At 66.2% G+C, this 15,387-nt stretch carries 23 protein-coding genes and 1 tRNA gene; 9 read left to right on the top strand and 15 right to left on the bottom strand.

Annotated features, from left to right (window positions below; all coding sequences use genetic code 11):
• Positions 1 to 18 precede the first annotated feature (18 nt).
• The 5 genes from FN976_RS18325 to FN976_RS18305 all read right to left on the bottom strand — a co-directional run bounded on the left by FN976_RS18325 (position 19) and on the right by FN976_RS18305 (position 2,796).
• Complete coding sequence (locus tag FN976_RS18325) at positions 19 to 549, bottom strand: F0F1 ATP synthase subunit delta (protein ID WP_145894488.1); 531 nt, start codon at positions 547 to 549, stop codon at positions 19 to 21.
• A gap of 2 nt (positions 550 to 551) precedes the next feature.
• Positions 552 to 1,022 (bottom strand): F0F1 ATP synthase subunit B, encoded by a 471-nt coding sequence (locus FN976_RS18320; RefSeq protein ID WP_145894487.1) that lies wholly within the window; start codon positions 1,020 to 1,022, stop codon positions 552 to 554.
• A 117-nt stretch (positions 1,023 to 1,139) separates the two neighbouring features.
• Positions 1,140 to 1,403 carry a F0F1 ATP synthase subunit C gene (atpE, locus tag FN976_RS18315; protein ID WP_145894486.1) on the bottom strand — a complete coding sequence of 88 codons (264 nt, stop codon included), beginning with the start codon at positions 1,401 to 1,403 and terminating at the stop codon, positions 1,140 to 1,142.
• Between the two features lie 51 nt (positions 1,404 to 1,454).
• On the bottom strand, positions 1,455 to 2,312 hold the full coding sequence (gene atpB, locus FN976_RS18310; RefSeq protein ID WP_145894485.1) for a F0F1 ATP synthase subunit A: 858 nt from the start codon (positions 2,310 to 2,312) through the stop codon (positions 1,455 to 1,457).
• 7 nt (positions 2,313 to 2,319) lie between these two features.
• Positions 2,320 to 2,796, bottom strand: coding sequence for an ATP synthase subunit I (locus FN976_RS18305; protein WP_145894484.1), 477 nt, complete (start codon positions 2,794 to 2,796; stop codon positions 2,320 to 2,322).
• Positions 2,797 to 2,957: 161 nt separating this feature from the next.
• Between FN976_RS18305 and FN976_RS18300 the strand changes: the two genes are divergently transcribed.
• The 9 genes from FN976_RS18300 (at position 2,958) to FN976_RS18260 (ending at position 9,969) form a co-directional block, all read left to right on the top strand.
• On the top strand, positions 2,958 to 3,404 hold the full coding sequence (locus FN976_RS18300; RefSeq protein ID WP_145894483.1) for a CopD family protein: 447 nt from the start codon (positions 2,958 to 2,960) through the stop codon (positions 3,402 to 3,404).
• Positions 3,395 to 4,522: an MBL fold metallo-hydrolase gene (locus FN976_RS18295; RefSeq protein ID WP_255440566.1), complete on the top strand. Its 1,128-nt coding sequence runs from the start codon at positions 3,395 to 3,397 to the stop codon at positions 4,520 to 4,522. Before FN976_RS18300 ends, FN976_RS18295 begins: the two co-directional genes overlap by 10 nt.
• A 10-nt stretch (positions 4,523 to 4,532) precedes the next feature.
• Positions 4,533 to 5,426: a D-amino acid aminotransferase gene (locus FN976_RS18290; protein WP_145894482.1), complete on the top strand. Its 894-nt coding sequence runs from the start codon at positions 4,533 to 4,535 to the stop codon at positions 5,424 to 5,426.
• Positions 5,423 to 5,722 (top strand): YbeD family protein, encoded by a 300-nt coding sequence (locus tag FN976_RS18285; RefSeq protein ID WP_145894481.1) that lies wholly within the window; start codon positions 5,423 to 5,425, stop codon positions 5,720 to 5,722. Before FN976_RS18290 ends, FN976_RS18285 begins: the two co-directional genes overlap by 4 nt.
• Positions 5,723 to 5,724: 2 nt before the next feature.
• Positions 5,725 to 6,432 (top strand): lipoyl(octanoyl) transferase LipB, encoded by a 708-nt coding sequence (gene lipB / locus FN976_RS18280; RefSeq protein ID WP_145894480.1) that lies wholly within the window; start codon positions 5,725 to 5,727, stop codon positions 6,430 to 6,432.
• 5 nt (positions 6,433 to 6,437) lie between these two features.
• A complete protein-coding gene (lipA, locus tag FN976_RS18275) occupies positions 6,438 to 7,421 on the top strand; it encodes a lipoyl synthase (RefSeq protein ID WP_145894479.1) in 984 nt (327 codons plus the stop codon).
• A gap of 46 nt (positions 7,422 to 7,467) precedes the next feature.
• Complete coding sequence (locus tag FN976_RS18270) at positions 7,468 to 8,394, top strand: TFIIB-type zinc ribbon-containing protein (RefSeq protein WP_145894478.1); 927 nt, start codon at positions 7,468 to 7,470, stop codon at positions 8,392 to 8,394.
• Between the two features lie 2 nt (positions 8,395 to 8,396).
• The gene (locus FN976_RS18265; protein WP_145894477.1) at positions 8,397 to 9,083 is read left to right on the top strand and encodes an AraC family transcriptional regulator; all 687 of its coding nucleotides are present in this window, start codon (positions 8,397 to 8,399) and stop codon (positions 9,081 to 9,083) included.
• Between the two features lie 61 nt (positions 9,084 to 9,144).
• Complete coding sequence (locus tag FN976_RS18260; RefSeq protein WP_145894588.1) at positions 9,145 to 9,969, top strand: DMT family transporter; 825 nt, start codon at positions 9,145 to 9,147, stop codon at positions 9,967 to 9,969.
• A gap of 67 nt (positions 9,970 to 10,036) precedes the next feature.
• On the opposite strand, the gene FN976_RS18255 is transcribed toward FN976_RS18260, so the two are convergent.
• The 10 genes from FN976_RS18255 to rpmD form a co-directional block, all read right to left on the bottom strand.
• Positions 10,037 to 10,113, bottom strand: a tRNA-Met gene (locus tag FN976_RS18255).
• A gap of 19 nt (positions 10,114 to 10,132) precedes the next feature.
• A complete protein-coding gene (rplQ, locus tag FN976_RS18250; protein ID WP_145894476.1) occupies positions 10,133 to 10,531 on the bottom strand; it encodes a 50S ribosomal protein L17 in 399 nt (132 codons plus the stop codon).
• An 80-nt stretch (positions 10,532 to 10,611) separates the two neighbouring features.
• Complete coding sequence (locus tag FN976_RS18245) at positions 10,612 to 11,601, bottom strand: DNA-directed RNA polymerase subunit alpha (protein WP_145894475.1); 990 nt, start codon at positions 11,599 to 11,601, stop codon at positions 10,612 to 10,614.
• Between the two features lie 115 nt (positions 11,602 to 11,716).
• Positions 11,717 to 12,340, bottom strand: a complete 624-nt coding sequence (gene rpsD / locus FN976_RS18240; protein ID WP_145894474.1) for a 30S ribosomal protein S4 — start codon at positions 12,338 to 12,340, stop codon at positions 11,717 to 11,719.
• A gap of 117 nt (positions 12,341 to 12,457) precedes the next feature.
• A complete protein-coding gene (rpsK, locus tag FN976_RS18235; RefSeq protein WP_145894473.1) occupies positions 12,458 to 12,862 on the bottom strand; it encodes a 30S ribosomal protein S11 in 405 nt (134 codons plus the stop codon).
• A gap of 21 nt (positions 12,863 to 12,883) precedes the next feature.
• Positions 12,884 to 13,249 carry a 30S ribosomal protein S13 gene (gene rpsM / locus FN976_RS18230; protein ID WP_145894472.1) on the bottom strand — a complete coding sequence of 122 codons (366 nt, stop codon included), beginning with the start codon at positions 13,247 to 13,249 and terminating at the stop codon, positions 12,884 to 12,886.
• A gap of 16 nt (positions 13,250 to 13,265) precedes the next feature.
• Positions 13,266 to 13,379, bottom strand: coding sequence for a 50S ribosomal protein L36 (gene rpmJ, locus FN976_RS18225; protein ID WP_011481465.1), 114 nt, complete (start codon positions 13,377 to 13,379; stop codon positions 13,266 to 13,268).
• 35 nt (positions 13,380 to 13,414) lie between these two features.
• On the bottom strand, positions 13,415 to 14,734 hold the full coding sequence (gene secY, locus FN976_RS18220) for a preprotein translocase subunit SecY (RefSeq protein ID WP_145894471.1): 1,320 nt from the start codon (positions 14,732 to 14,734) through the stop codon (positions 13,415 to 13,417).
• A gap of 27 nt (positions 14,735 to 14,761) precedes the next feature.
• Positions 14,762 to 15,193 (bottom strand): 50S ribosomal protein L15, encoded by a 432-nt coding sequence (gene rplO / locus FN976_RS18215; protein WP_145894470.1) that lies wholly within the window; start codon positions 15,191 to 15,193, stop codon positions 14,762 to 14,764.
• Between the two features lie 2 nt (positions 15,194 to 15,195).
• On the bottom strand, positions 15,196 to 15,378 hold the full coding sequence (gene rpmD / locus FN976_RS18210; RefSeq protein WP_145894469.1) for a 50S ribosomal protein L30: 183 nt from the start codon (positions 15,376 to 15,378) through the stop codon (positions 15,196 to 15,198).
• Positions 15,379 to 15,387 lie beyond the last annotated feature (9 nt).

Here is a 15,387-nt window from a genome sequence, read left to right as displayed (position 1 = left end):
GTGTGGGCTGAGGCGGCTTCAAGCCGTCAGCGCAACTTTCATTTGTTCCAGGCGGGCCTTGACGGAGGTGTCGAGCACCTCGTCGCCGACCACCACGCGGATTCCGCCGATGAGGGAAGGATCTTCCTGCACGGTCACGTTGAGCTTGCGGCCGAACCGCTTTTCCAGCGCCACGCCGACTTCGCCCAGGGCGGAGGCCGCGATGGGGAAAGCGCTGTAGACAATGGCATCCGAGGAGCCGCCCTGCGCGTTCTTCATGGCGCGGAACTGGAGCGCCGCTTCGGGCAGCGCGGCCAGGCGGCCGTTCTCGATGACGGTGCGCAGGAAATTCTTGCCCGCTTCCGGCAACTGCACCTTGGCCACGTCGGCCACCAGGTCGAAGACCTGCTGGTCGGTGACCTTGGGGTTGCCGGCGTACTGCAGCAGCTGGGCGTTGCCCGCCACCGCGGCGAGCGCGTCGAGCCACTGCGAAGTGCCGGCCACGTCGGCTTTCGCCGACTGGAACAGCGCTTCGGCGTACGGGCGGGCGATGGTGGCGAGTTCGGCCATGCTCAGAGTTCCGTCTTCAGGCGGTTCAACAGCTCGGCGTGGACGCCGGCGTTCACTTCCTTGCGCAGGATCTGCTCGGCGCCCTTGACGGCCAGCGCGGCGACCTGCTCGCGCAGGGCCTCACGGGCCTTCACGGTCTGCTGCTCCGCTTCGGCGCGGGCGGCGGCGACGATCTTGGCGCCTTCTTCCGTGGCCCGGGTCTTGGCTTCCTCGACGATCGCCTGCGAACGGCGTTCGGCGTCGGAGAGCAGCTGCGCCGTCTGGGCGCGGGCCTTGCCAAGCTCTTCTTCCACGCGCTTGTCGGCGGCGGCCAGGTCGGCACGCGCCTTGTCGGCGGCGGCCAGGCCTTCCTTGATCTTCACGGCGCGCTCGTCGAGCGCGGCGGCGATCGGCGGCCACACGAACTTCATCGTGAACCCGACCAGAAGCAGGAACACGATCATCTGGACGATGAGGGTACCGGTGATGCTCATTTAATTCCCCCACCCCCGCTGCGGCTGCGCCGCCTCCCCCTCAAGGGGGCGACGCAGGCAGCCCGGCAAAGCCGGTTCCGCCGCGTCCACGCGAAGGCAAATGCGGTTCATCAAGGATTACTTCGGCAGGTTGGCGATCTGCGCCAGGAACGGGTTGGCCGTGGCGAACCACAGGGCGATACCGGTGCCGATAATGAAAGCGGCGTCGATCAGGCCGGCCAGCAGGAACATCTTGGTCTGCAGTTCGTTCATCAGTTCGGGCTGGCGGGCGGCCGATTCGAGGTACTTGCTGCCCATGATGCCGATGCCGATGCAGGCGCCGATGGCACCCAGGCCGATGATCAGGCCGGCGGCCAGTGCGACAAAGCTGATAACTTGCATGAAAAGCTCCTAAGGACTTTGGTTGACGTTAAAACAGGGGGAACCGGTTGGCTAGTGCGCGTCGTGCGCCTGGCCGAGATACACCAGGGCCAGCATCATGAAGACGAAGGCCTGCAGCGTGATGATGATCAGGTGGAACGCGGCCCAGACGAAGCCCGCGATGATGTGCCCGATGGCGAGGCCGATGCCGGTGGCCGAGAGCGACCACGCGCCGCCCATCAGGGCGATCAGCAGGAAGATCAGTTCGCCGGCGTACATGTTGCCGAACAGCCGCATGCCGTGCGACACCGTCTTGGCCACGAACTCGATGATCTGCATCGCGAAGTTGAACGGCCACAGCAGCGGATGGGCACCGAAGGGCGCGGTGAAGAGTTCGTGCACCCAGCCGCCGATGCCCTTGATCTTGATGTTGTAGAACAGGCAGATCAGCAGCACCGAGACCGACAGGCCCATGGTCACCGACAGGTCGGCGGTCGGCACGACGCGCAGGTAGGCGTGGTGCGGGTCATGGCCGGCGGCGCCGTAGATCTTTTCCCAGATGACCGGCAGCAGGTCGACCGGCAGCAGGTCCATGGCGTTCATCAGGAAGATCCAGACGAAGACCGTCAGCGCCAGCGGGGCGATGAACTTGCGGCTCTGCGCGTTGTGCACGATGCCCTTGGCCTGGGTGTCGACCATCTCCACCAGGATCTCGACCGCCGCCTGGAAGCGGCCCGGTGCACCGGCCGTGGCCTTGCGTGCGCCCAGCCACAGCAGCCAGCACCCGAGCACGCCCATGGCGATCGAGAAGATCAGCGAATCGATGTTGAAGACCGAGAAGTCGACGACGTTGGTCGCCTTGTGGTTCTGCAGGTGCGTCAGATGGTGGACGATGTATTCGCCCGCGGTCGGTCCGTTTTCGGCAGCCATGTTTCTTTCAGCTCAAGTTCGTCTTCGGACGGGGCGCGAACGCCAGCGCGACCCAATACACCTTCATCGCGAGAACCAGGCCCACCAGCAGCGCCGGCCAGCTCAGTTCCGCCACCACCTTGTTCGCCGCCACCAGCATGGCGAGCGACAAGGCAACCTTGACCATCTCCCACAGCAGGAAGCCGACGGCGGCCGTGCCTGCGTTGAGAGAAGAGAACCGCCCGGTCAGCCCGCGTGCGAACACCGCCGCGGGGATGACCACCGACAGCGCGCCGTATCCAACGGACCACCCGACGTTTTGCTTTCCGGTCAGGGCCCACGCGACGAGTGCCGCCACGAGCCCCACCCCCGCCTGCCCCGCCACCACCCACCAGGGGGACACCGGCGGGTTTTGCTCGCGCAGCCGGCGCGCCTCTTCGGCGGTCAGCGGCTTGATCGGGGAAGCTTCCTCACTGTCTTCAGGTCGGTGCGGCATGGTTTTCATTGTTCTTGCCGCCGCAGCTCGGGCCCTGGAGATTTCGAAAAGCCGCCCATTATAAGTAGAAACCCAGCCCTTTCCACCAGTCGACTTCCGGCGGGCCCATCGAGAGGTCACAACAGTCTTGCGCCGGACAAGCACAATCGCGTTTTCACGGAAGGGCTCCCATGCGCGATCTCCTGCTGTTCCTGCACCTGGCCGGCGCCATTTTCTGGATGGGCGGCATGGCGTTCATGGTCCTCGCGCTGCGTCCGGCCGCGCACACCTTGCTGGAGCCGCCGGTGCGGCTGCCGCTCATGGCGCAGGTGCTGCGGCGCTTCTTCGCGGTGGTGATCGCCAGCATCGCCGTGCTGCTGGTCACCGGCGTCTGGCTGCTGCTGCAGGCGCGCGGCGCCAGGCCACCCATGGGTTGGCACGTGATGTCCGGCCTGGGCATCGTGATGATGCTCATCTTCGGGCACATCTTTTTCGCGCCCTACCGGCGGCTGAAGGCCGCGGTCGCGGCCGGCGACTGGCCGGAGGGTGGCAAGCGCATGAACCAGATCGCGCTGCTGGTGAAGGTCAACCTGGGCCTGGGCTGGCTCGCGATCGCGGCGGTGCTGTTGTGGCGGTGATCCGCGTCCTGTTCCTGCTCGCCTTGGTCACTTGCGGAGGTCCCCTGCGCGCGAACCCCTATTACGACCCCGCCAAGCCGCACCACACGCCGGACGGTTTCCGCAACCTGCACTCGGCCCGGGTGGCCAAGCCCCTGGGCCAGCTGCTGGAGTGGCGCTGGCAAGCCTGGCGCGACAATCTGCCGCCGCCACCCCAGGAGCAGCCGGCTTCCGTGCTGCCCCAGCTCGCGCTGCTGAAGTCCAACGGCGAGCGCCGGATCGGCGGACCGGCGGTACGGGCCGTCCCATCGGCCACCTGGATCGGCCACGCCACGGTGCTGGTCCAGAGCGGCGGCCTGAACGTCCTCACGGACCCGGTGTTCAGCGAGCGGGCGTCGCCCGTGGCGTTCGTCGGGCCGAAACGCGCCCAGCCGCCAGGCATCGCACTCGGCGACCTGCCGCCCATCGACGTGGTCGTGATCTCGCACAATCACTACGACCACCTGGACCGGACCAGCGTCATCCTGCTGAACGAACGATCAGGCGGCCGTACGCTGTTCCTGGTGCCGCTGGGGCTGAAGGCTTTCTTCGTGCAGCAGGGCATTTTCAACGTGCTGGAGCTCGACTGGTGGGATGTGCACCGTTTCCATGGCGTCGATTTCCAGCTGGTGCCGGTGCAGCACTGGTCGGCGCGCGGCCTGGGCGACCGCAACCACACCTTGTGGGGCGGCTGGGCCGTGTTCGCGGACAACCTGCGCTGGTACTACTCCGGCGACGCGGGCTACAGCCCCGACTTCGCCGAGACGCGCGAACGGCTGGCGCCGCGGTCACGCGACGGGTCCCTGTTCGACCTCGCCGTGCTCGCCATCGGGGCGTATGAACCGCGCTGGTTCATGACCGAGCAGCACATGAATCCGGCCGAGGCGGTGCAGGCGCACAAGGACCTCTCCGCCAGGCGCAGCCTGGGCGTTCACTGGGGCACCTTCGAGCTGACCGACGAGCCGCTGGACCAGCCGCCCAAGGACCTGGCCGCCGCACGGCAGGCCCAGGGCCTGGCGGAGCAGGATTTCTTCGTGCTGAAGATCGGCGAGACCTGGTGGCCCGCCGGTACGCCCCACACGACGGCGGTGAAGCAGTGAGAATGTGCGGATGAACACGACATCATCGATTCCCGCGCTGCCGTGCTGGCTCAACGGCGAGATGAGCACGCTGCGCGATGCCAAGGTGAGCGTGCTCGACCGCGGCTTCATCTTCGGCGACGGCGTCTACGAGGTCGTGCCGGTTTACAGCGGCCGGCCGTTCCGGTTCGACGAGCACATGGCACGGCTGGCGCGCAGCCTGGGTGAGCTCCGCATCACCAACCCGATGTCGGTGGCCGAATGGCGGGCGCTGGTCGACCGGCTGATCGCCGCGTATGCCTCCCAGGTCGGCAAGCCGCCGGCCGAGACCGACCAGCTGGTCTACATCCAGGTGACCCGCGGCGTGGCGATGCGCGACCACGTGATGCCGCCCGACCTGACGCCGACCGTCTTCGTCACCACCAACAAGATCACCCAGCCCAGCACGGAGGACCGCGCGAACGGCGTGGCCTGCGTCACGGCGGAGGACTTCCGCTGGAAGAAGGCGCACATCAAGAGCACCAGCCTGCTGGGCTCGGTGTTCGCGCGGCAGATCGGCGCCGACGCCGGCGCCAACGAGACCGTGATGTTCCGCGACGGCTTCCTGAGCGAAGGCGCCGCGGCGAACGTCTGGGTGGTGAAGGATGGCCGTGTGCTGGGCGCCATGAAAGACAACCTGGTGCTGGAAGGCATCCGCTACGGCCTGATCGAAAAGCTTTGCGGCGACGCGGGCATTCCGTTCGAGCTGCGCCGCGTGACGCGTGACGAGGTGTTCGGCGCGGACGAACTGCTGCTCTCGAATGCCAGCAAAGAGGTGCTGCCGGTGACGCGGCTGGACGGCCAGCCCATTGGAAACGGCAAGCCGGGCCCCATCTACGAAAAGCTGTATGCCGGCTACCAGCTGGCCAAGCGCTCTTCGACATGACACTCGCCTCGCCACCCGCTGATTCCCTGGATCCGCGCAAGGATTCGCTCATCGAATATCCCTCGCGCTTCCCCATCAAGGTGATGGGCGCGAAGGCCGACGGCTTCGTGCACGCGGTCACCCAGATCGCCCGGCAGTTCGACCCCAGCTTCGACGCGGCCAGCGTCGAATTGCGCGACAGCCGCGCCGGCAACTACCTGGGCGTCACGATCACCGTGACGGCCACCAGCCGCGAGATGCTGGACGACCTGTATCGCGCGCTGAGCACGCACCCGATGGTCAAGGTGGTGTTGTAGCCATGCTGGTCCGGGTCCTGGGGAACGTGGACTACTTGCCCACCACCCAGGCCATGCAGGACTTCACCGCGGCGCGCTCCGCCGAAACGGCCGACGAACTCTGGCTCTGCGAGCACTCAGCGGTCTTCACGCAGGGTCTGGCCGGCCTGCCCGAGCATGTGCTGGCCGCCGGGCACATTCCGGTCATCGCCACGAATCGGGGCGGACAGGTCACCTTCCACGGCCCAGGCCAGGTGGTCGCTTATCCGCTGATCGACCTGCGGCGCGCCGGCTACTTCGTCAAGGAGTACGTCTACAAGCTGGAGGAGGCGGTGATCCGGACCCTGGCGCACTACGATGTGACTGGGCACCGGGTGCGCGGCGCGCCGGGGATCTATGTGCGGCTGGCGGACCCGGGTTCGCATGCGCGGCTGGAGGAGCCTGTCATCCCGGGCTCGACCCGGGATCCATGGATTGCGGGTCGAGCCCGCAATGACATTTTCACCGGCCTCGGCAAGATCGCCGCCCTCGGCATCAAGGTCAGCCGCCACTGCACGTACCACGGCCTCGCACTGAACGTCGCGATGGACCTGGAACCCTTCGGGCGCATCAACCCCTGCGGCTACCCCGGGCTGAAAACCGTGGACCTTTCTACAATCGGGGTTTCCACCACCTGGAACGAAGCGGCGGAAGTCCTGGGTCACCAGCTCGAGCGCCTTCTCGCTTCCTGAACGCCATGTCCTCCTCTGAAGTCGTCCGCGAAGCGCAGTCCGTCGAGACCTACGACGCCACCGCCAAACAGAAGGCGGCGGCCAAGCTGTCGCGCATCCCGGTCAAGGTGGAACAGGCGGAAGTGCTGAAGAAGCCGGACTGGATCCGCGTCAAGGCCGGTTCGGCCGGCTCGCGCTTCTACGAGATCAAGCAGATCCTGCGCGAGCACAACCTGCATACGGTGTGCGAGGAAGCGTCCTGCCCCAACATCGGTGAGTGCTTCGGCAAGGGGACGGCGACCTTCATGATCATGGGCGACAAGTGCACGCGGCGCTGCCCGTTCTGCGACGTCGGCCATGGCCGGCCCGATCCGCTGGACGCGAACGAGCCGGCGAACCTCGCGAAGACCATCGCGGCGTTGAAGCTGAACTACGTGGTGATCACCAGCGTGGACCGCGACGACCTGCGAGACGGCGGCGCTGGCCACTTCGTCGAGTGCATCCGGCAGACGCGGGCGCTGTCGCCCCGCACCACCATCGAAGTGCTGGTTCCGGACTTCCGCGGCCGCGATGACCGCGCCCTGGAGATCCTGAAGGCCGCCCCGCCGGACGTGATGAACCACAACATGGAGACCATCCCACGCCTCTATCGCGAAGCGCGGCCGGGCTCCGATTACCAGTTCAGCCTCAACCTGCTGAAGAAATTCAAGGCGCTGCACCCGAACGTCCCGACCAAGAGCGGCCTGATGGTGGGCCTGGGCGAAACCGACGAGGAAATTCTCGAAGTGATGCGCGACATGCGCGCGCATGGCATCGACATGCTGACGATCGGCCAGTACCTCGCGCCGTCCACTTCGCACCTGCCGGTGCGGCGCTACGTGCATCCGGACACGTTCAAGATGTTCGAAGCCAAGGCCCGCGAGATGGGCTTCTCGCATGCGGCCGTGGGGGCGATGGTGCGCAGCTCGTACCATGCCGACCAGCAGGCCCACGCCGCGGGCGTGGTTTGAATGACTCCGCGGGCGTGGTTTGAATGACTCCGCGGGCGTGCGCTGAATGAACACCGGCGCCGCAGAGCCTTCGCTGGCCCTGCATGCGCCGGCCTGCCCGCAGTGCGCGCGGCCCATGCAGGCTTTTGACCTGGAAAGCCACTATGGCCGGGAGGTCGCCACCGACCTCTGCCCGCACTGCAACGTCATCTGGTTCGATGAGTTCGAGTCGGTCCGCCTCTCGGGGCTGGGCTGGGTGACGCTGCTGCGGCGCATGCAGGCCGCGATGGAAGGCGGCGCGGCGCCGCTCAAGCCCCAGCTCGAATGCCCACGATGCCGTCTGAACCTGAAGCCGGTGCACAACCTCACGCGCTTCGGCCGCTTCGCCTCGCTGGAATGTCCGCGCCGGCACGGCCACTTGCAGACCTTCACCCTGTTGTTGGCCGAGCGCGGCCTGGTGCGGCCGCTGTCGCATGCGGACCTGAAGACGCTCCAGGAAGAAAAGCGCACGCCCTGCTGCCTGAATTGCGGCGGCCCGATCCAGGGGCCGGGCCAATGTTCGTACTGCGACAGCCCGCTGGTGGTGATCGACATGCCGCGGCTGATGGCGGCGTTGCTGATCCGGCATGCGGAGGTGCTGCCCGAGGAATCAGCGCAACGCGTCGCGTGGCCCTGCCGCGGCTGCGGCGCACCGCTGGAGCCGACGCACACGCTGCGCTGTGAGCATTGCCATCACGCCGTGGTGGTGCCGTCAGTGCTGGACCTGCGGCCGGTCTTGGACCGGGCCGAGGAAGCGCTGCGCGCGGCGCTCCCGCGGCAAGCCCGGCCGGCCGGCGAAAAACTGAGGCTGATGCGCGGAGATCCCCGGGCAACGGGCTTCAACCGCTTCCTGCGCAATGCGTTTGACCTGGCTGGCGACGGCGGCCCCGGCGGCTTGCCCGCATGGGTGGGCTGGGGATTGCTCGCCGGCGCGATCTGGTTCTTCTGGTACTGAACATGGGCATGGCGATGCAGCAGCTTTCGGTCCGGCACTATGGCGCCGCCATGGGCAGCCATTCGCACGACCACTTCCAGGTGCTCGTGGGCCTGCGCGGGGTGCTGGAGCTGGAGGTGGATGGGCGCGGGCAGCGCGTGGGGGCGGGTGAAGGCCTGCTCGTCGCTCCTGGCGACCGGCATGACTTCGAAGCGGTCCAGGGCAGCGAGTGCCTGGTGCTGGACACCGACGTCGGCCTCTGGTCTCAGTGCGCTCCGGCTCCTCACTGCGCCGCGCAGGTCGCTCCGCTCGCGCACTTTCTCGCGCAAGCGTTGCAGCGCAACCAGCCGCTGGCGCGGCTCCATGGGCCCAGCCTGTTGCTCGAAGCGTGGCGTCCGTTCGTGCCACCGGCCCGGGCCAATAGACGCCGCATCGACTGGCAGGCGTTGTCGGTGTGGGCGGCCACGCAATGGCACGCACCGCTCACAGTCGCGCAGTTGGCACAGCGGGTATTCCTCAGTCCCAGCCAGTTCGCCTTGCGCTGCCACGAAGCCAACGGCATGGCGCCCCAGGAATGGCTGCGCCACCAACGCCTGGCGCTCGCGCGGCAGCTCCGCGCGGGCGGGTTGCCGGTGCATGAAGTCGCCCGCCGCACCGGCTATCGGTCACCCTCCGCACTGACGGCGGCGTTGCGGCGAACGGGCCGCTGACCGGCGATTCGCGACGACGCTTCGGCGTCACGCGATGGCGGTCGCGCTTAAGCTCGGCCGCATGCACCCCAATCTCTACGCCCTTGCCGCGATTGCACTGTGGGCCAGCCTCGCCACATTGGGTGTGGCGCTGAACCATGTCCCGCCGTTCCTGCTGACGGGCCTGGCGCTGGTGATCGGCAGCGTGCCGGCGTGGCCGCTGGCGCGCCATTGGAGGGTGCCGCCCCGGACGCTGGCGCTGGGCATCTACGGATTGTTCGGCTACCACTTCCTGTTGTTCATCGCGCTGCGCCATGCGCCCGCAGTCGAAGCGAACCTGGTCAACTACCTGTGGCCGCTGCTGATCGTGGTGCTGGCGCCGGTGATCCTGCCCGGTCTGCGGCTGACGGGTGCGCACGTCGGGGCGGCGCTGGCGGGATTCGCAGGTGCCGCCGTTGCCATCCTGGGTGGGCGCGAGGCCAGCGGAGGCTGGTCGTGGGGCTACCTGCCGGCGCTGGCTTCCGCATTTCTGTGGGCCACCTATTCGCTGGGGACCAAGCGCGTGCCGGCCTTTCCGACGGCGGCCATCGGGCTGTTCGGTCTGGTGTCAGGGCTCCTGTCTCTGGCTTGCCATGCCGCACTGGAGCCGAACGCGGACCTCTCGGGGCGGGACTGGCTGCTGATCGCCGTGATGGGACTCGGGCCGCTGGGGGCCGCCTTCTTCCTCTGGGACAAAGCGCTGAAGGGCGGCGACCCGCGGCAGATCGGCGTGCTGAGCTACATCACACCGCTCGCATCCACCAGCTTGCTGCTTGCCGTCACCGGACGGGCGTTCACGTGGAGCATTGCGCTCGCCGCCGCGTTGATCGTGGGCGCGGCCATCGTGGGCACCCGCGCCAAGGCCTGAGCCAAAAAAAAACGCCCACTGGCAGGTGGGCGTTCGTTGTGAGCTCTTGCGGCTCTCTTCGTGTTGGTGGTTGCGCGGGCAAGATTTGAACTTGCGACCTTTGGGTTATGAGCCCAACGAGCTACCAGGCTGCTCCACCGCGCGTCAAGTCCATGATTATATGTTATTCAGCGGCGGCCTGCTCGCCGGAAGCCTCGGTGGGCTCGGGGCGATCGACCAGTTCGACCAGCGCCATCGGCGCGTTGTCGCCGACGCGGAAGCCCATCTTCAGGATGCGGGTGTAGCCGCCCGGACGCGCCTTGTAGCGCGGGCCCAGTTCAGCGAACAGCTTGGTGACGATGTCGCGGTCGCGCAGGCGGTCGAAGGCGAGGCGCTTGTTGGCGACCGTCGGCTCTTTGGCCAGCGTGATCATCGGCTCGACGACGCGGCGCAGTTCCTTGGCCTTGGGGACCGTGGTCTTGATCGCCTCGTGCTGCAGCAGCGAGTTCATCATGTTGCGCAGCATCGCGAGGCGGTGCTCGGAAGTGCGGTTGAGTTTACGGAGACCGTGTCCGTGGCGCATGGTGTGTTCCTTTCCTTGTATTGCCTGCAGCCGTATCAGGTACTGCAAGTTGAGGCCGCACCCGCAGCCTCGTTATCGCCTTAACGCTTATCCAGGCCGGCGGGCGGCCACGATTCCAGTTTCATCCCAAGGGTCAGCCCGCGCGAAGCCAGCACTTCCTTGATTTCGTTGAGCGACTTGCGGCCCAGGTTCGGGGTCTTCAAGAGCTCGTTCTCGGTGCGCTGGATCAGGTCACCGATGTAATAGATGTTCTCGGCCTTCAGGCAGTTCGCGGAGCGGACGGTGAGCTCGAGCTCGTCGACCGGGCGCAGCAGGATCGGGTCGAACTGCTGCGAGCTGCGCTGCACCGGCGCGTCGAACGCGGCCAGTTCGCTGCCTTCCAGCTGGGCGAACACGGCGAGCTGTTCCACCAGGATCTTGGCGGAGGCGCGCACGGCGTCTTCCGCGGTAATCGCGCCGTTGGTCTCGATCTCCATCACCAGCTTGTCGAGGTCGGTACGCTGCTCGACGCGGGCGCTTTCGACCGTGTAGCTCACGCGCTTGACCGGCGAGAACGAGGCGTCGAGGACGATGCGGCCGATCGACTTGGTCGGCTCGTCGCCATAACGGCGCATCGTGCCGGGCACGTAGCCGCGGCCCTTCTCCACCTTGATCTGCATGTCGATCTTGCCGCCCTGCGACAGGTTGGCGATGACATGGTCGGGATTGATGATCTCGACGTCGTGCGGCGTCTGGATGTCGGCGGCCGTGACGATGCCTTCACCGTCCTTGCGCAGCGACAGGGTGACCTCGTCGCGGTTGTGCAGCTTGAAGACCACGCCCTTCAGGTTCAGCAGGATCGTGACCACGTCTTCCTGCACGCCGTCGATGGACGAGTACTCGTGCAGGACACCGGCGATGGTGACCTCGGTCGCCGCGTAACCCAGCATCGACGAGAGCAGGACCCGGCGCAGCGCGTTGCCCAGCGTATGGCCATAGCCACGCTCGAACGGCTCCAGGGTCACCTTGGCGCGGTTCACGCCAAGCTGTTCCACGTTGATGGATTTGGGTTTCAGCAGGTTGGTTTGCATGCGGGCTCTTTCCTCTCAATACCCCCGGCTCGTTACACCGGTAAGGTTGGGGCCCCGTCACCGGGGAAATAAAAATCAAGTGCGAGGCTGCGACAAGCAGCCTCGCTATCGTCTGTTACCGCGAGTACAGCTCCACGATCAGCGCTTCCTTGATGTCGGCGCCGAATTCGTCGCGGTCCGGGACCTTCTTGAAGGTGCCTTCGGCCTTGTCGACGCTGACCTCGACCCAAGCGGGCAGGCCGACCTGGGTGGCGAGCTGCAGGGCTTCGACCACGCGGTTCTGCTTCTTCGACTTTTCGCGCACGCTGATCACGTCGCCGGTCTTGACCAGGTACGACGGGATGTTGACCGGCTTGCCGTTCACCGTGATGGCCTTGTGGCTCACCAGCTGGCGTGCTTCGGCGCGGGTCGAGCCGAAGCCCATGCGGTAGACGACGTTGTCCAGGCGCGATTCCAGCAGGAACAGCAGGTTGGCGCCGGTGTTGCCCTTGCGGCGGTCGGCTTCCTCGAAGTAGCGGCGGAACTGCTTTTCCAGGATGCCGTACATCCGCTTGACCTTCTGCTTCTCGCGCAGCTGCAGGCCGAAATCGGACGTGCGCTGGCCGGAAGTGCGGCCGTGCTGGCCGGGCTTGGAGTCGAACTTCGCCTTGTCGCTGATGGAGCGGCGGGCGCTCTTCAGGAACAGGTCGGTGCCTTCACGGCGGGAGAGTTTGGCCTTGGGGCCGAGGTAACGTGCCACTTTTCTCTTTCCTTTAAACGACTACCGCGGCCTGTTGCCGCGGGAGCTGGCACCCGTAGATGCCAGCGAGAAACGGACCTAAACACGGCCAGCCTGCGGCAGGCCGTGTCCTTCGCCTTAAATACGACGCCTCTTCTGCGGGCGGCAACCGTTGTGCGGGACCGGCGTCACGTCGGAAATCGACGTGATGCGGATGCCCAGCGCGGCGAGCGCGCGCACCGAGGACTCGCGGCCCGGGCCAGGGCCACGGATCTCGACGTCCAGGTTCTTGATGCCCTGCTCCATCGCGGCGCGGCCGGCCACTTCCGAAGCCACCTGGGCGGCGAACGGGGTGGATTTGCGCGAGCCCTTGAAGCCCTGGCCACCCGACGAGGCCCAGGACAACGCGTTGCCCTGGCGGTCGGTGATGGTGATGATGGTGTTGTTGAAGGACGCGTGAACGTGGCAGACACCGTCTGAAACGTTCTTGCGGACCTTCTTGCGCACTCGCTGCGCGGCGTTGCTGGCGGGAGCCTTGGCCATAAATGTTCTCTACTTTCCCGTTTATTTCTTCAGGGCCTGGGCGGCCTTGCGCGGACCCTTGCGGGTGCGTGCATTCGTGCGGGTGCGCTGGCCGCGCATCGGCAGGCCGCGGCGATGGCGGAAGCCGCGGTAGCAGCCGATGTCCATCAAGCGCTTGATGTTCATCGTGGTCTCGCGGCGCAGGTCGCCCTCGATCGTGAACTGGGCGATCTGGTCGCGGATCTTTTCCAGGTCGGTGTCGGACAGGTCCTTCACCTTCTTGGAATAGGGGATCCCCGTCAGCTCGCAGATCTTGCGAGCGCGCGTGCGGCCGATGCCGAAGATCGCCGTCAGGCCGATTTCGGCGTGCTGGTGCGGCGGGATGTTGATGCCTGCGATACGTGCCATGTTCAGTCCTCTAAATTCAGCCCTGGCGCTGCTTGTGCCGCGGATCGGTGCAGATCACGCGGACCACGCCCTTGCGGCGGATGATCTTGCAGTTGCGGCAGATCTTCTTGACGGAAGCCGAAACTCTCATTTGCTTTCTCCTAGATCTCGAAATAGGGTCCGGGCTCAGGCGCCCGCCGACCCTTTGAAATTGGCCTTCTTCAGCAGCGATTCGTACTGCTGGCTCATCAGGTAGTTCTGCACCTGCGCCATGAAGTCCATCGTGACGACGACGATGATCAGGAGCGACGTCCCACCAAAGTAGAAAGGCACGTTGTATTTCAGGATCAGGAACTCGGGCAGCAGGCAGACGAAGGTGATGTACACCGCGCCGGCCAGCGTCAGCCGCACCAGGATCTTGTCGATGTACTTCGCCGTCTGCTCGCCCGGCCGGATGCCCGGGATGAAGGCGCCGCTCTTCTTCAGGTTGTCGGCGGTTTCGCGGCTGTTGAAGACCAGCGCCGTGTAGAAGAAGCAGAAGAAGATGATCGCCGCGGCGTAGAGCATCACGTAGATCGGCTGCCCGGGGGAGAGCGTCGACGCGATGTCCTTCAGCCAGCGCATGCCGTCGCCGGTCGAGAACCAGCTGACGACCGTGGCGGGCAGCAGGATGATCGACGAGGCGAAGATCGGCGGGATCACGCCGGCCATGTTCAGCTTCAGCGGCAGGTGCGACGACTGGCCGCCGTAAACCTTGTTGCCGACCTGGCGGCGCGCGTAGTTCACGAGGATCTTGCGCTGCCCGCGTTCGACGAACACCACGAAGTAGGTCACCAGCGCCACCAGCACGACGATCAGGATGGCCACCAGCGGGCCCATGGCTCCGGTGCGCACCAGCTCGAGCAGCCCGCCGATCGCGCTGGGCAGCCCCGCGGCGATGCCCGCGAAGATCAGGATCGAGATGCCGTTGCCCAGGCCACGCTCGGTGATCTGCTCACCCAGCCACATCAGGAACATCGTGCCGGCCGTCAGGCTCACCACCGCGGTCATGCGGAAGCCGAAGCCGGGGTTCAGCACCAGGCCGGCGGAGCCTTCCAGCGCCATGGCGATGCCCAGCGACTGGAAAATGGCCAGGCCCAGCGTGCCGTAGCGCGTGAACTGCGTGATCTTGCGGCGGCCGGCTTCGCCCTCTTTCTTCAGCTGCTCGAACTGCGGCAGCACATAAGTGAGCAGCTGCATGATGATCGACGCCGAGATGTACGGCATGATCCCCAGCGCGAACACCGTGAACCGCGACAGCGCCCCGCCCGAGAACATGTTGAACATGGCCAGGATGCCGCCCTGCTGGCCCTTGAACAGCTGCTGCAGCTGCGCGGGGTCGATGCCGGGCACGGGGATGTGCGCGCCGATCCGGTAGACGACCAGGGCGAGCAGCAGGAAGACCAGCCGGCGACGCAGGTCGCCGAACTTGCCGGTCTTCGCGATCTGAGCTGCGCTAGTAGCCACGGATGCCTTTCATTCCTGCGAAGCTGATCAGTTGAGGCTGCCGCCGGCAGCTTCAATGGCCGACTTGGCGCCGGCGGTCGCGCCGATGCCCGTCAGCTTGACGGCCTTCTTCAGCTCGCCCGACTTGATGACCTTGACCGTCTTCACGATCTGGGCCACCAGCTTGGCTTGCTTGAGCGCCAGCAGGTCGACTTCCGCCAGGCCCAGCTTTTCCAGCTGGCCCAGGGTCACTTCGCCGTTGAACTTGAGGTTCTGCGACTTGAAGCCACGCTTGGGCAGGCGGCGCTGCAGCGGCATCTGGCCGCCTTCGAAGCCGACCTTGTGGTAGCCGCCCGCGCGGGACTTCTGCCCCTTGTGGCCGCGGCCGGCGGTCTTGCCCAGGCCGGAGCCGATGCCGCGGCCGACGCGGCGGCGCGCCTTCTTGCTGCCGTCGGCGGGCTGGATGGTATTGAGTTCCATGTTCAGAGCACCTTCACCAGGTAGGCGATCTTGTTGATCATGCCGCGCACCGCAGGGGTGTCCTGCAGTTCGCTCGTGCTGTTCAGCTTGCGCAGGCCGAGACCACGGACGGTCGCGCGATGCGATTCCTTGGTGCCGATCGGGCTGCGAACCAGCTGGACCTTGACAGTTTGTTGGGTAGCCATGATTTGCCT

The organism is Caenimonas sedimenti, from assembly GCF_007833165.1.
Classification (GTDB): Bacteria; Pseudomonadota; Gammaproteobacteria; order Burkholderiales; family Burkholderiaceae_C; genus Ramlibacter; species Ramlibacter sedimenti.
The sequence above is the reverse complement of the archived record's forward strand: the minus strand, read 5'-3'. Positions and strand labels throughout refer to the sequence as shown.

Bases quoted from the DNA above. Each gene is read 5' to 3' on its own strand.
- FN976_RS18325 (WP_145894488.1), bottom strand. From the start codon at position 549: ATGGCCGAACTCGCCACCATCGCCCGCCCGTACGCCGAAGCGCTGTTC.
- FN976_RS18320 (WP_145894487.1), bottom strand. From the start codon at position 1,022: ATGAGCATCACCGGTACCCTCATCGTCCAGATGATCGTGTTCCTGCTT.
- atpE (WP_145894486.1), bottom strand. From the start codon at position 1,403: ATGCAAGTTATCAGCTTTGTCGCACTGGCCGCCGGCCTGATCATCGGC.
- atpB (WP_145894485.1), bottom strand. From the start codon at position 2,312: ATGGCTGCCGAAAACGGACCGACCGCGGGCGAATACATCGTCCACCAT.
- FN976_RS18305 (WP_145894484.1), bottom strand. From the start codon at position 2,796: ATGAAAACCATGCCGCACCGACCTGAAGACAGTGAGGAAGCTTCCCCG.
- FN976_RS18300 (WP_145894483.1), top strand. From the start codon at position 2,958: ATGCGCGATCTCCTGCTGTTCCTGCACCTGGCCGGCGCCATTTTCTGG.
- FN976_RS18290 (WP_145894482.1), top strand. From the start codon at position 4,533: ATGAACACGACATCATCGATTCCCGCGCTGCCGTGCTGGCTCAACGGC.
- FN976_RS18285 (WP_145894481.1), top strand. From the start codon at position 5,423: ATGACACTCGCCTCGCCACCCGCTGATTCCCTGGATCCGCGCAAGGAT.
- lipB (WP_145894480.1), top strand. From the start codon at position 5,725: ATGCTGGTCCGGGTCCTGGGGAACGTGGACTACTTGCCCACCACCCAG.
- lipA (WP_145894479.1), top strand. From the start codon at position 6,438: ATGTCCTCCTCTGAAGTCGTCCGCGAAGCGCAGTCCGTCGAGACCTAC.
- FN976_RS18270 (WP_145894478.1), top strand. From the start codon at position 7,468: ATGAACACCGGCGCCGCAGAGCCTTCGCTGGCCCTGCATGCGCCGGCC.
- FN976_RS18265 (WP_145894477.1), top strand. From the start codon at position 8,397: ATGGGCATGGCGATGCAGCAGCTTTCGGTCCGGCACTATGGCGCCGCC.
- FN976_RS18260 (WP_145894588.1), top strand. From the start codon at position 9,145: ATGCACCCCAATCTCTACGCCCTTGCCGCGATTGCACTGTGGGCCAGC.
- rplQ (WP_145894476.1), bottom strand. From the start codon at position 10,531: ATGCGCCACGGACACGGTCTCCGTAAACTCAACCGCACTTCCGAGCAC.
- FN976_RS18245 (WP_145894475.1), bottom strand. From the start codon at position 11,601: ATGCAAACCAACCTGCTGAAACCCAAATCCATCAACGTGGAACAGCTT.
- rpsK (WP_145894473.1), bottom strand. From the start codon at position 12,862: ATGGCCAAGGCTCCCGCCAGCAACGCCGCGCAGCGAGTGCGCAAGAAG.
- rpsM (WP_145894472.1), bottom strand. From the start codon at position 13,249: ATGGCACGTATCGCAGGCATCAACATCCCGCCGCACCAGCACGCCGAA.
- rpmJ (WP_011481465.1), bottom strand. From the start codon at position 13,379: ATGAGAGTTTCGGCTTCCGTCAAGAAGATCTGCCGCAACTGCAAGATC.
- rplO (WP_145894470.1), bottom strand. From the start codon at position 15,193: ATGGAACTCAATACCATCCAGCCCGCCGACGGCAGCAAGAAGGCGCGC.
- rpmD (WP_145894469.1), bottom strand. From the start codon at position 15,378: ATGGCTACCCAACAAACTGTCAAGGTCCAGCTGGTTCGCAGCCCGATC.